10 protein-coding genes are annotated in these 12,737 nt (G+C 60.0%); 1 reads left to right on the top strand and 9 read right to left on the bottom strand.

All coding sequences use genetic code 11. From position 1 onward, the window contains the following. Positions 1–54: 54 nt before the first annotated feature. The 3 genes from cydB to NZK35_RS33630 all read right to left on the bottom strand — a co-directional run bounded on the left by cydB (position 55) and on the right by NZK35_RS33630 (position 3,800). A complete protein-coding gene (gene cydB / locus NZK35_RS33640) occupies positions 55–1,083 on the bottom strand; it encodes a cytochrome d ubiquinol oxidase subunit II (RefSeq protein ID WP_259636914.1) in 1,029 nt (342 codons plus the stop codon). Next, positions 1,083–2,555, bottom strand: a complete 1,473-nt coding sequence (locus tag NZK35_RS33635) for a cytochrome ubiquinol oxidase subunit I (protein ID WP_259636913.1) — start codon at positions 2,553–2,555, stop codon at positions 1,083–1,085. The genes cydB and NZK35_RS33635 overlap by 1 nt, the downstream gene beginning before the upstream one ends. Before the next feature lie 201 nt (positions 2,556–2,756). Then, positions 2,757–3,800, bottom strand: a complete 1,044-nt coding sequence (locus NZK35_RS33630; RefSeq protein ID WP_259636912.1) for a hypothetical protein — start codon at positions 3,798–3,800, stop codon at positions 2,757–2,759. A 122-nt stretch (positions 3,801–3,922) separates the two neighbouring features. On the opposite strand from NZK35_RS33630, the gene NZK35_RS33625 reads away from it, so the two are divergent. Further along, positions 3,923–4,897, top strand: a complete 975-nt coding sequence (locus NZK35_RS33625) for a hypothetical protein (RefSeq protein ID WP_259636911.1) — start codon at positions 3,923–3,925, stop codon at positions 4,895–4,897. Positions 4,898–4,966: 69 nt separating this feature from the next. Here the strand turns inward: NZK35_RS33625 and NZK35_RS33620 are convergent, their stop codons facing one another. The 6 genes from NZK35_RS33620 to NZK35_RS33595 all read right to left on the bottom strand — a co-directional run bounded on the left by NZK35_RS33620 (position 4,967) and on the right by NZK35_RS33595 (position 12,572). After that, positions 4,967–6,061, bottom strand: coding sequence for a dihydrodipicolinate synthase family protein (locus NZK35_RS33620; protein WP_259636910.1), 1,095 nt, complete (start codon positions 6,059–6,061; stop codon positions 4,967–4,969). Next, positions 6,048–7,094 carry an NAD-dependent epimerase/dehydratase family protein gene (locus NZK35_RS33615; protein WP_259636909.1) on the bottom strand — a complete coding sequence of 349 codons (1,047 nt, stop codon included), beginning with the start codon at positions 7,092–7,094 and terminating at the stop codon, positions 6,048–6,050. Before NZK35_RS33615 ends, NZK35_RS33620 begins: the two co-directional genes overlap by 14 nt. Before the next feature lie 172 nt (positions 7,095–7,266). Further along, positions 7,267–8,280 carry a serine/threonine protein kinase gene (locus NZK35_RS33610; protein ID WP_259636908.1) on the bottom strand — a complete coding sequence of 338 codons (1,014 nt, stop codon included), beginning with the start codon at positions 8,278–8,280 and terminating at the stop codon, positions 7,267–7,269. Beyond that, positions 8,280–8,594 carry a 50S ribosomal protein L21 gene (gene rplU / locus NZK35_RS33605; RefSeq protein ID WP_095739853.1) on the bottom strand — a complete coding sequence of 105 codons (315 nt, stop codon included), beginning with the start codon at positions 8,592–8,594 and terminating at the stop codon, positions 8,280–8,282. The genes NZK35_RS33610 and rplU overlap by 1 nt, the downstream gene beginning before the upstream one ends. 139 nt (positions 8,595–8,733) lie before the next feature. Next, positions 8,734–10,149, bottom strand: coding sequence for a DUF1501 domain-containing protein (locus tag NZK35_RS33600; protein WP_259636907.1), 1,416 nt, complete (start codon positions 10,147–10,149; stop codon positions 8,734–8,736). Further along, positions 10,149–12,572 carry a PSD1 and planctomycete cytochrome C domain-containing protein gene (locus NZK35_RS33595; RefSeq protein WP_259636906.1) on the bottom strand — a complete coding sequence of 808 codons (2,424 nt, stop codon included), beginning with the start codon at positions 12,570–12,572 and terminating at the stop codon, positions 10,149–10,151. The genes NZK35_RS33600 and NZK35_RS33595 overlap by 1 nt, the downstream gene beginning before the upstream one ends. Positions 12,573–12,737: the final 165 nt, after the last annotated feature.

Raw genomic sequence — 12,737 nt, 5'->3', positions numbered from 1 at the left:
GAATCGCCTAAAGGCCAAACACCAACGGTTACTCCCCCCTTTTCTGCGGCACCCTCAATAACTGTTCGAATCGAGTTGCACCTTGCCTCGAAAGATCCAGTAAATCGTGATCGTGTAACTGGCCACGCAGGGCATGCCGATCAACGCAATCCACAGCATCGTGATCAACGTCTGGTGACTGCTGCGGGCGTTCTCCAGCGTCACGCTGTAGGCCGGATCGATCGTCGATAGCATGAAGTTCGGAAAGATCGCGACGCTGAACAGTGACGCCAACGCGGCGATGACCATCGATGAGGTGAAAAACGCGTAGCCGGGTTTTCCCAAGTGCATCGCCCGCGGAATGTTCAACACCGCCAACGCGTTGAGCACCGGAACGATCCACAACCAAGGATGCCGAGTCAGCGTTTCGGTCGCATGCGGCACGTGCAGCCAGGTGGCGAACGTGACCACCGCGTACAATCCCGCAAAACAATAAAACAGTGGAAGAATCCGATTCCGCACCCGCTGTTGCAACTCGTCTTCCGTCTTGAGGTACAGATAGATCGACCCGTGCAGCGCGAACAACGACACGGTCAGCGCCCCGACCAGCAACGGATACCAGTACAACTGGTCCAACAGTCCGCCCTCGTACCGGAACATCGGGCCGACTTGCATGCCGGCCATCACGTTGCCACCGGCGATTCCGAGCAGTGCTGCCGCGGTCATCGATGAGAGGAAGAACCCGGTATCCCAAAATCGTCGCCAAGCCGGCGAATGCACCTTGGAACGGAATTCCAAACTGACCGCGCGGCCGATCAAACACGTCAACAGCAAATGGAACGCGGCGTAAAAACTGCTGAACACGGTGGCGTAGGCGTTGGGGAACGCGGCGAATAATGCGCCGCCGAAGGTCACCAACCAGACTTCATTGCCGTCCCACAGCGGTCCGATGGAGTTCATCACCAATCGCCGCTCGCGATCGTCCTTGGCGATGAACGGGTGCAGAATTCCCACGCCCAGATCGAATCCGTCCAGGATTGCGTACCCGGTCAGCAAAACACCTAACAGGAAAAACCAGATCAATGTGATCGTGTCGTAACTCATCAGCCATCCTCATCCAGTAGCCCACCGCCACGACCTGTACCACCGTGACGGATCTGATCCGACAGTTTCGATGCGCCGCGAGTCCGTTTGTGTGATTCAAGTTCCTCGATGCTCTCCGGACCATGTTGGATCTTGTGGTTGAGCACAAAGATCCAGACCGCGAACAACAGCGAATAAATGACGGCGAACAAAACGATCGAACTGAGCACTTGCTCGGCCGTCACCGATTCGCTCAGCCCGTCCTTGGTTCGCAACCCCATCATCTCCACACCGTTTTGAACCGACGGGTGCACGATCCACGGTTGCCGTCCGACTTCGGCGGTGATCCAACCGGCTTGGTTGGCCGTCATCGCCGCCAGCGGCATCAGCACGATCGACCACATCAACCAGCGATGATTATGATACGTTCGTTTGAACCAAAACCAACACGCCAGCGCCGCAAGCACGATCATCATCGTGCCCAGACCGACCATCAAGTGGAACATTTGGAATGGCAGCCACACCGGCGGCCGATCGGATTCGGGAATTTGATCCATGCCCGGAACCGGTTTGCCGGGATCGTTGTAGACCATCAAGCTCAACAACCAGGGCACGCGGATGCCGAAGTGCACGGTTTCGTTTTCGGCATCCGGCCAGCCGAATAGGTACAACCCAGTGGGCTGATCGGTCGTTTCGAAATGCGCCTCCATCGCGGCCAGCTTGGCCGGCTGGGTTTCGACCAATTTCTGGGCCGAGTCGTGACCGGTGAGTGCCGCAAGCAGTGTGAACACCAACGCGCTCGGTAGGGCGATCGAAAGACAACGCCGCGCGACGTCTTCATGACGCTGCTTGAGCAAATAGAACGAGCACACCGAGGCGACGAAGAAGGCGCCCAGCACCAGCGCACCGATCACGGTGTGCGTCAAACGATCCACCGATGACGGGTTGAAAACCATCGCCCAAAAATCCGTCACTTCGGCACGGGGAACGCTTTGACCCTGGATCTCCTGCCAAACGATGTGATAGCCCGCCGGCGTCTGTTGCCAGCTGTTGGCGATCACGATCCAGACGGCGCTAAACACCGATCCGAGAAACACCATCAAGGTGCTGAAAAGATGCATCTTCGGACCGACGCGGTCCCAGCCGAACACCAGAATCGCCAGAAACCCGCTCTCCAAAAAGAACGCAAAGATGCCCTCGGCGGCAAGCGCGGACCCGAACACGTCGCCGACGAATCGCGAGTACGCCGCCCAATTGGTTCCGAATTCGAACTCCATCACGATCCCGGTCGCCACGCCCATCGCGAAATTGACGGCGAAGACACGGGTCCAAAATCGCGCCGCAGATTCCCACGCCGGATGCCCCGTGCGGACATACGCTAGCTCGCATAAGAACAACTGCAGCCCCAGACCGATCGAGAGCGGCGGGAACAAGTAGTGGAACATGATCGTTCCGGCAAACTGCAGCCGACTGAGAAGTTCGACGTCCATCATGATGATTTTCTCAAACTCAAGAGGTAGTGCGTGCTCCAATCGTAGGCGTGTGGACACATCAGGTGCAGCCGGTCAATTGTCGCACACCGCCGTGTCATCACCCGTCGCAGCGCGTAGGTCAACGCTGTGCGTGACGGGCGTCATGCACAGCATGACTACGCACTTCACAGACAATCGTCATGCACAGCATGACCTACCCGCCTACCGCTGTTCCCCAGGCAGTCCGGCGATCGGCATGATGCTCGGAATCGGATCGCCCAGGTCGTGCAGCGCCTGCTCGACGGCTTCGTGTTGGACGAGCGACTTGATGAATCGTTCGCGCGTCGTGTTCTTTGCGGTCGTCCCGAGCAATTCGATGTCCCACCGGACGGTCATCCAATCATCGGCTTGGGTCACGTGCACGTTGGACTCCATTCCTTCATTCTGAAGAATCGCTTGCCGAATCGCGATGGTCATCGCATCCAGTTTTTCTTGCCGGGACGCACTGACGACGAACTGCCCCGTGCTGACCGGTTGCCGCGTCGTGTCGGCAACTTCGGGAATCGCATCGAGACGCTTGAACGTCATCACGCCGTTGTCAAACACGATGCCGAACAACTCCGAGGGCACCGAGCCGCAAACCAAGTGCTGCCCACCGCACATCTCGGTCGGGCAAGGACTAAATGGCAAGAAGCCGACATAACGCCAACCGTACAGACGCTTCTTGCCGCAGGCGTCTTTGCTGATCACCGATTCGTAGTACCCGATCGGCACGTTGGTCGCCGCGACGACAAACTTCTGTGAGCTTCCGGGGACGCTGCCGCGGGAGTCCTTGGCCGTTGGAAGAAAGCCGGTTCCCGCCTTGGCCAAGTCAGCGATCGCTTTGACGTTTTCGTCAAACTGCGAATCAAGCTCTTGGTTCAGCGACGTCAGATTCCAACCATCGGTCAAGCCGACTGAGACGTGGGCGGATCCCAATCCGGGACGCACGTCGATCGAATACTCTTCGGAAAAGTCCGGCAGGTATTCCAGCGAGATGGCGACGAACTCATCGCTCGGCCTCGTCGTCGAAACCTTGCCCTCGGTCACCACGCTTCCGCCCGGTTCAATCCGCAGGTAGGGCTTTGGGCGGTAGTACCGAATACCGGTGTCATCAGGGCCGGGCGCCGCTCGGATCCGGACACGCGGCGTGCAGCCCAGACTTCCAACCATCGCCGTCAGCAGACCGACCGCCAACAGCACGGCGGGCAAAGATTTGTGACGCATTTCTGTCTCCCATCCTTGGTACGACAAAGTAAGTTCCCACGGGGGTGTATCGGGACAGGGGGTCCCGCGGTTCACCCGCAGCCTGTGGTCACCCTGTCAGAGCGGTTGATGGGATTGAACGAATGATGCCAGCGGTAACGATCAAGCGATACGACGAACTCACACCCGATCAGTGGCGGCGAGTGGTCGCGACCGCAAAACGTCACGTCAAAGCGATCACGGGACAATCCAGCGAAATCGGAATCGGACGTAAGTATCGCGGCGGCAAACCCTTCGGATGGCAGCTCGCTATTCGCGTTTATCTGCCCCGCAAACGTCAACGTGTGGCCCCTGCCCAACGGGTTCCGCCGCACTTTCAAATCAGACTCAAACGCAGCGACGGCAAATTCGACTTGTTGGTGATTCGATCGGATGTCGAGTCGCTGGGCGATTATGTTCCCACCGGCGCAAGCGTGAAACTCGAAACACGCGACGCAACCAGCGGATTCTTACTGCGCTGGAATGGGATCGATGGCCAAACCGAATGGGGATTCGCCACGGTCGGCCATTTGTATGACGACACGTCCTTGCGAACCGCATCGATCCGAGTCAATTCGACGACCACGTTTCAATGTCGACGTTTCAAAGCGGCCGCTAGAGGCGAACACATCGATTTGGCCGTGATGGTGATTGTCGGCAAGCCAACTGAGATCGAAGAGAAACTGATTCGTTGCGAGTTGATCACGAACAACAACCCACCGCCGATCGATCTGATGAGTGTGCGCCAAGTTCACCGCGCGGCGATGCGGCATCGTCGCGGCCGAACACTCCCACCGGGCGACGAGCAGGCCTTTACCGGTGAAGAAGTTTTTCCGGACGGCTTTCGATTGGGTTCGCGAATTCTGGATGATTGCATTCGTGTCGGACGCTCGGCCGACGACACGTTTCGACAAGGCACTTCGGGATCGGCTTGGCAATTCGGTAATCTGGCGGCATGCATGCAAGTCGGCGGCAAAGTGACGGAGTTCCGCGAAGGCATCGGCCAGCCCTTTGATCGTTTCCTGGACTGGATTCGATCTGCGATCGATGAGTCGGCGAAGGTCGTGGCCGTTTGGTGACAGTGATAACGTCAGACCGTTGGCATGCACAGCATGCCCTACGACTGCCTATCCCATCAGGGCGGCAGCTCAGCGCCGCCAGGCCTTGAGGTTTCGCGACACAAATTCGTCGTCGATCAAATGCGGATAGGCGTCGCAAACACGATCGATCTCGTCGCGTTGGCCCGGCGAGAGTTTTTCTTTTGGATCCAGACACCGTGGGCTGGACAACAGCCCCTGGCGATACAACACCTCTTGGATGCCGGCGATACAGCCCGCGAATCCGTTGGCGGCGTCGAACAGTGCGGCGTTGCAATCGGTGACCTGCGTCGCGAGAGTCAACAGCCCGCGTTGCATTTGATCAGACCCTCGGGCGCTTTTGCACGTCTGCAGCAATTCAACCGCCTTGTGGGTCCAGCACGCCCAGTGGCCGAGCAAGCCGCCGACGATCTGAATTCGTTTCACGTAGTCGTTGATTCGGACTTCATAGTCGGTCAGCAGGTCCAGGACGATCGCGTCGTCATTGCCGGTGTACAACGTGACGTCGTTTCCGCGTCCGGACTCGGCAACCGCGCGAACGACATCAAGCGTCTTGTATCGATCGAAGGGCGAAATCTTGATCCCGACCAAGTTGCGGATGCCCGCCAGGCGTCTCCAAAAGTCGACCGACAGAACTCGCCCACCGACCGCGGGTTGGAGGTAGAACCCAAAGATCGGGATCCGCTCGGCAACCGCCTGGCAATGCCCGATCAACTGATCGTCGCTGGCATCCGGCAAGGCGGCCAGCGACAACAACCCGATGTGATAGCCCAGCTCTCGGGCCAGCCGGGCTTCGCCGATCGCCTGATCCGTCTGGCCGCAGATCCCGGCGATCAGGACGGTCTGTCGGCCGCCGGCGGCATCCAGATCACGAGCCGTCTCCGCGGCAAGCTCGAGCACGGGGCGAAGCAAATTGTGCTGGGGCTCGCGAATTTGGAATTGGGTGGTGTGGACGCCGACCGCCAGACCTCCGGCTCCGGCCGCGTGATAGTAGCGAGTCAGTGCGCGTTGGCTGCGACGGTCAAAGTTCCCCTCGGCATCGAGCGCCAGGGGATGCGCCGGGATCACGATGCCGCCGCGAATCGATTGCGTCACCCATGCAGGCGGCATCGGCGCGTCGTGCCGGGTTCCGTCAGAAGGCGCCATCGCGAACCTCAAAATGCGTCGGCTTGCCCAACAACGGAGCGCCTTGGCGGACCCAGTGGGCGGTCCAATGAATCACCCGCTCCATCGGAGTGGCCGGCGCGCCCAGCAGCTCGGCGCACTGGGAGGCATTGCTCAGCAGCGCGGTCTCGGATTCCTGACCGCTGAACCGGACATCGCGGCTCATCAATTGCCCAAACGTCTGGGCAACTTCGCGAACGGCAAAGGTTTCCAAACTGGTCAAGTTGATCGGCCGGGGCGGCGATTCGGCCAGCGGGACGGCGCGTAGGATCAAGTCATTCGCGTCGCCTTGCCAGATGCAATTGAAGTAGCCTTGCGTTACGTCGATCGTCTCTCCACGGAAAACTTTCAGCGCCAAATCAGTCAGCACGCCGTAGCGTAGATCGGTCGCATAGTTCAATCGGATCATGGCGACCGGCGTGCCGTGGACGCGAGAGAAATGATCGAAGATCCGTTCCCGTCCGACCGCCGCATAGGCGTACTCGCCGACCGGCTCCAAAGCATCGGATTCACGCGATCCGCCCTGATCGATGGGCGTCAATGGATAGACGTTTCCGGTCGAGAGCGCGACAAAGGTGGACTTGGGATAACGACGCATTGCACAGGCCGGCGCGATCGTGTTGACGGCCCAGGTGTGCGATGGGTTTTGTCGGGTTCCGAATTTGGATCCGACCAAGTAAATGATCGTGTCGGCGTCGGGCAAATCGTCCAACGCGTCTTGCGAAAGCAGATCCGCGGCCACGGTCTTCACTCCGCGCCGGTCGAGCCAGTCACGGGCAACCGGATCGGAGAATCGGCTGACCGCAACGACCTGGGCAGCCGCCCCGGCTTGATCGATCGCGCGTTGGGCACGTGCGGCCAGGGTCGGCCCCATCTTGCCGCCGGCTCCCAAGATCACCAGGCTTCCCGACAGTGTTGCGGCCGATTGGATCAATTCCGCCGACGGCATGATCAAGAGTTCCTCGAGCTGGGACTCGTCTTCGATGACTTCGGGAAGGCCGTGGGTCGAATTCATGAGCGGTGAGACGGTGGTGCGGGCTGGGAACTCAAAAGGCGTTGAAAAGAAGGGGTTTAGTCACTCTCCCCCTGGGAGAGTCGAGCGTAGCGAGGAGAGGGTTTCTTTGGTTGTGTAGACACCAATGCTGCCAGGGAGGGTGAACCATGACGCGTGCCGCTATTCCCCCACTCTACGAACCGGACTGCGAGACCACGACCAAGCCGATGATGATCGCTACGATCACGGCGATCGCGAGTCCCAACCGCAGCCCGCTGACGGTGTTGGCCATCGGATCCAGCCGGGCTCGAATCCGTCGCACCAGCTCGTTATGCCCGGCCTCGAAAACGGGGTTGTCCGGATCCCCGGCCTTCTCGCCCGAATTAAAATTGCGGGCCGCCTCCATCATCATCGCCTGGACCTGACGGGCGTTGAAAGGGCGGTCGTCGGGCGACTTGGCCAGCAGCTGCCCGATCACCTTGTCGATCGCTTCGGGGCAATCCACGAAGTCACGCACCGAGGGCGGTTTGCTTTTGAGATGCTGGTCGAACAGCTTGGCGTAGTCGTCGCTGAGAAAGACCTTCCGGCCGGTCAGCATCTCGAACATGCAGCAGCCGAGTGCATACAGGTCGGCCTTGCCCGAAACCGATTCCTCGCCCCTGATTTGTTCCGGCGCCATGTAGGCGTGCGTCCCGACCGTGATGCCGGCCGATGTTAAATCACCGGCGGTCAGATCCCGGGCGATCCCAAAATCACCCAGCTTGACGCCCCCTTCGGGGGTCAGGAACAGATTACTCGGCTTCAAATCGCGATGCACGATGCCGATGTTGTGGGCACACTGCAACGCACTACACACTTGACGGGTGATCTCAACGACCACCGTCCAGGGAAGCGGCCCGCCGAACGAGAGCAGGTCCGAAACCGTCCCGCCCGAGACCACTTCCATGGCATAGAACAGCCCCTGGTCGTCGTCGACACGGCCTCCGCCGTAGTATTGCACGATGCTGGGGTGCCGCAGCCTCTCCAAAATCATCATCTCGCGTTTGAAGCGAGCGCGAATCAGAGTGTTTTGGCTGACTTTGGGATGGAGTATCTTGAGCGCAACACTGCGTCCGGTCTCCTTTTCCGTCGCACGGTAGATCGTGCCGACGGTTCCAACACCCAGGATATCCCCCAGCTCGTAATCGGAGAGCCGGCTGGAAGGCATCAGACGCCCGCGATGTCCGTGATCTTGACACGCGTGAACAGCTGGCGGTGGCCGATGCGGCTCTTGCTGTGCTTACGCCGTCGGAACTTCTGCACGTAGATCTTCTTGCCCTGTTTCGGCCCCATCACCGAAGCGGTCACGGTGGCGCCGTCGACGGTCGGAGATCCGAGCTTCAAACCCGATTCACCTTGAACGGCGAGCACTTTTTCAAAGGTCAAACTTTCACCAGCCGGCGTTTCACGGTAGTCCAGATCGACTTCCATTCCGGGCTCAACACGGTACTGACGTCCACCGTCAACAATAATGGCGTACATTTCTTGGTCTAACTTCGTCAAAATTCAATGGGTTATGCGAATTCGGGCCCCAGAGTGTATCGACCGGCATCGGCAGCGTATAGGGCTAAAAACGCCAGCCCGATCAGTCTGTTCGCTCGGCACCGTCGGGTCGTTCCGATCATGCCAGAACCCCCTCCAGCACGCGGGCCCTTTCCACCCCTGTCAGTCTCATGTCCAACCCTTGAAACGGATAACTGAAACGCTGGTGGCGAATCCCCAACAAATGCAGCATCGTGGCGTGTAGATCTCGCACATGAACGACATTTTCGGTCGCGTTGTACCCCAGTTCGTCGGTCGCCCCGTAGCTGATGCCCGGCTTGACGCCCCCGCCGGCCATCCACATCGAAAACCCCTTGATGTGGTGGTCTCGCCCAGGACCGCCCTTGCCCTGGTACATCGGCGTCCGACCGAATTCGCCGCCCCAAATCACCAGCGTCTCGTCCAGCATTCCCCGTTGCTTCAAATCCTGAATCAACGCCCACGTCGGCTGGTCGGTCAACTTGCAGCACACGTTCATGTAGCGTTCGAGATCGCCGTGGTGGTCCCAACCGCGGTGGTAAAGCTGAATGAAACGCACGCCGCGCTCGGCCAACCGCCGCGCCAGCAGACAATTGCTGGCAAACGATCCGTCGCCCGGTTTCGCGCCGTACATGTCCAAAATCCGCTGCGGCTCGTCGGACATGTCGACCAGATCCGGCACCGACGTTTGCATTTGAAACGCGATCTCGTAGGTCGACAGACGCGTCTGAATCTCCGGGTCCCCGTGGCGGGTGAACCGATGTTGGTTGATCGCGGCGATGGCGTCGACGACAGCCCGCTGGCCGACCTTGCCGACTCCCGCAGGCGGCTGAACATAGTGAACGGGAACGCCGGTGCTATTGAATTCGACTCCCTGGTAGCGGCTGGGCAGAAACCCGGACGACCACTGACGCGAAGCGATCGGTTGTGGATTGCGGCCGCCGATGCTGGTCATGACGACAAACCCCGGCAAGTCATCGCACTCGCTGCCCAGCCCGTAGGTGACCCACGATCCCATCGACGGACGGCCACTGATCGCGGTGCCCGTGTTCATGAAGGTGTGCGCGGGGTCATGGTTGATCTGCTCGGTGACCATCGACTTGAGGATGCACAGGTCGTCCGCCATCTTTTGATGGTAGGGCAAGAAATCGCTGATCGTTTGACCGCTCTGGCCGCAGCGTCGAAACGTGGTCATCGGGCCTTGGACTTTCAACGGCTTGCCGGCGAGTTGAGCGATCGGTTGTCCTTCGGTGAAGGACGCGGGCATCGGCTGGTCGTGCAGTCGCGCCAGTTCCGGTTTCTCATCAAAGGTCTCCAAGTGCGACGGCCCGCCGGCCATGCACAGAAAGATCACGCGTTTGATCCGCGGCGGAAAGTGCGGCAATCCTTCGACGCCCGGCGGCAAGCCCGTCGCAAGATCCGCCGCCCCGTCGCGAGCCAACAAGTTCGCAAACGAGGCCGCACCGAGGGACAGGCCGCTCTTGGAGAGAAAGGTTCTGCGTTTGAGTTCGTTCATTAGGGACGGTACAAGGTTTCGTGCAAGTTCAAAACGGCCCGCGCGACACTGGACCAAGCCGCGCGCTCGGCATCGGGCGTCTCAACCGGCCACGCAATTGTGACTTCGCGGGGCGTTTCCAAAAACGCGTCGCAGGCGGCCGGGTCGTTTTCAAAACGCTGGATTTCGCTCTGCAACAATCCCGTCAGCGCAACACGTTCGGTTTGATTGGCGTCGCGGCCGATCGCGATCCGCAGCGCCGTGTTGATTCTTGTCTCGATGGCGGCCGTCGGCGACGCCGCCGTGTCGCTCTCACGCAGCACCCTGGCGGCGAACGCTTTGGCGGCGATGACGAAGGTCGGATCGTTCAATAACGCCAACGCTTCCAGCGGTGTGTTGCTGCGTGGCCGCTCGGCCGTGCATTCCTCGCGACTCGGTGCGTCGAGTGCTTTGAGCGTCGGATGCAAGAACTGACGCTGCCAATGGGTGTAGACCCCACGCCGCCACAGCATCCGTCCCTGGTCAGGCGTGTAGATTCGCCCGGGAAAGTTCAAATGCCGATAGTAACCACCGGGTTGATACGGCCGCACGCTACGTCCGCCGACCTGATGATCCAGCAACCCGGCCATTTCCAACACCGCATCTCGCACGGTTTCGGCGGGTAAGCGATGCCCCGATTGTGACGCGGCCAGATCGTTGTAGGGATCCAGCTTGCGACGCGTTTCCTGCATCACCACCGCCTGGCGATACGTTTCGCTGGTGACGATTTGACGAACCGTGGCCTTGAGGTCCCAGCCGGTATCGATCAAGACGCCGGCCAGGTGATCCAATAACTCGGGATTCGTCGGTGGCCTACCCTGACCGCCAAAATCGCCGAGCGTCGGACTGATGCCGCGTCCGCTGTACAGGTACCACAACCGATTGGCAAACACGCGTGCGGTCAATCCGCCGATGCCCCGCTCGACGTCAAACAACCAATTCGCCAAGTCCAGTCGCGTCGCCCGCGCCCCGTCCGGCAAACCGGCAAACTCGCCGATTTCCCCCAAGAACTCCGGGACCGCCGGCTGCATCACATCGCCGCTTTCGTCCAACCAGTTCCCACGCGGCAGGAAACGAACCGTCCGCGGCTCAATCGCCTTGGTGACCATCGTCCGCTGCTTGCGTGCAATGATCGCATCACGTTCCTCTTGAAGCGATTTCAGTTGCTCGGAATTCCCCTCCGCTTCGGCGGATCGAATCGCGGCATCCAATTCAGCCAGCCGTAGCCGATCCGTACGCCCCAACACATCGATCTCCGGTTCCCTGCGGGTCGGCAGCGCGTTGGTGCCATTTTTAAAGTGTTTCTCTTCATCGACATCGGCAAAGAAAGCGGCCAGCGAATAAAAGTCCGTGGACGTGTACGGGTCATACTTGTGGTCGTGACACTGTGCACAGCCCATCGTCGCGGCCATCCAAACGGCGGAAACATTGCGGACGCGATCGGCGGCGTAAATCGCCAAATACTCTTTCGGCTGCAGCCCACCCTCGTGTGTCGTTTGCAGCAAGCGGTTGTATCCACTTGCGATCTGTTGCTCGATCGTCGGGTTTTCCAATAAGTCGCCGGCCAGTTGTTCACGGCTGAAACGATCCAGCGGCAGGTTGTCATTGATCGAATCGATCACGTAGTCACGGTAGGGCGCGATGTTGTGGACTTGATCGCCGTGGTAGCCGACCGTGTCGGCAAAACGAACCAGATCCAACCAGTACTCGGCAAACCGTTCTCCGAACGCCGGCGACGCGAGCAACGCGTCGACGCGTCGTTCATACGCATCCGGACACTCATCGGCGGCGAAGGCCGCGATCTGGTCGTAGCTGGGCGGCAGTCCGGTCAGGTCCAGGTGCAGCCGACGAAGCTGATCGCGACGCGTCGCGCGCGGTGCGGGTTGCAGCGGACCACGCGACAATTCCGCCCGCACCAGTCGATCGATGATGCCGGCATCCGGCTCGACGCCTTCCGATCGGCTGCCGGTATCCGGCTCCTCAGACGGCGGTACCGACACGGGCCCGGGTTTGACATAGGCCCAATAGGCTTCGTACTCGGCGCCTTCGTCGATCCAACGCCGCAAGACACTTAACTCCGCTTCCGTCACACGTTTGCCGGTCTCCGGCGGCGGCATCTGAACCTCGGGATCGGGATCCAAGATCCGCGCGATCAATTCACTCTCGTCGGCGCTGCCCGGCTCGATCGCCACGCCGTAAGCCGCGTCGGACCGGTCGAGCCGCAGATCGGCCGCACGATGCTTGTCCTCCGGGCCATGACAAAAGAAGCATTTGTCCGACAAGATCGGCCGCACGTCACGATTGAAAGACAATGGCCGCTCGGCCGCCGCGATCGCCCCCAAGGGCACGACGGCGAGCAGTAGGACGAACCACTGCATTCGAAATGAGAAAGCGGAAGAATTCACCAGAAGATTCGCGGGGTATTCGATCGGGGCGGTCAGCAAGACCCTCAGTCTACTCGCTATACAGCGGCCGATACAAACTTGTGCAAGGTCTGAACGAGGTAGCGGAACGGTGCGAGCCCAATACCGCTCAATCGACATTGGTGCACGCCGCTCGCGCTGGCGCGA

Source organism: Stieleria sedimenti (assembly GCF_025060895.1).
Lineage (GTDB): Bacteria > Planctomycetota > Planctomycetia > Pirellulales > Pirellulaceae > Stieleria > Stieleria sedimenti.
The sequence above is the reverse complement of the archived record's forward strand: the minus strand, read 5'-3'. Positions and strand labels throughout refer to the sequence as shown.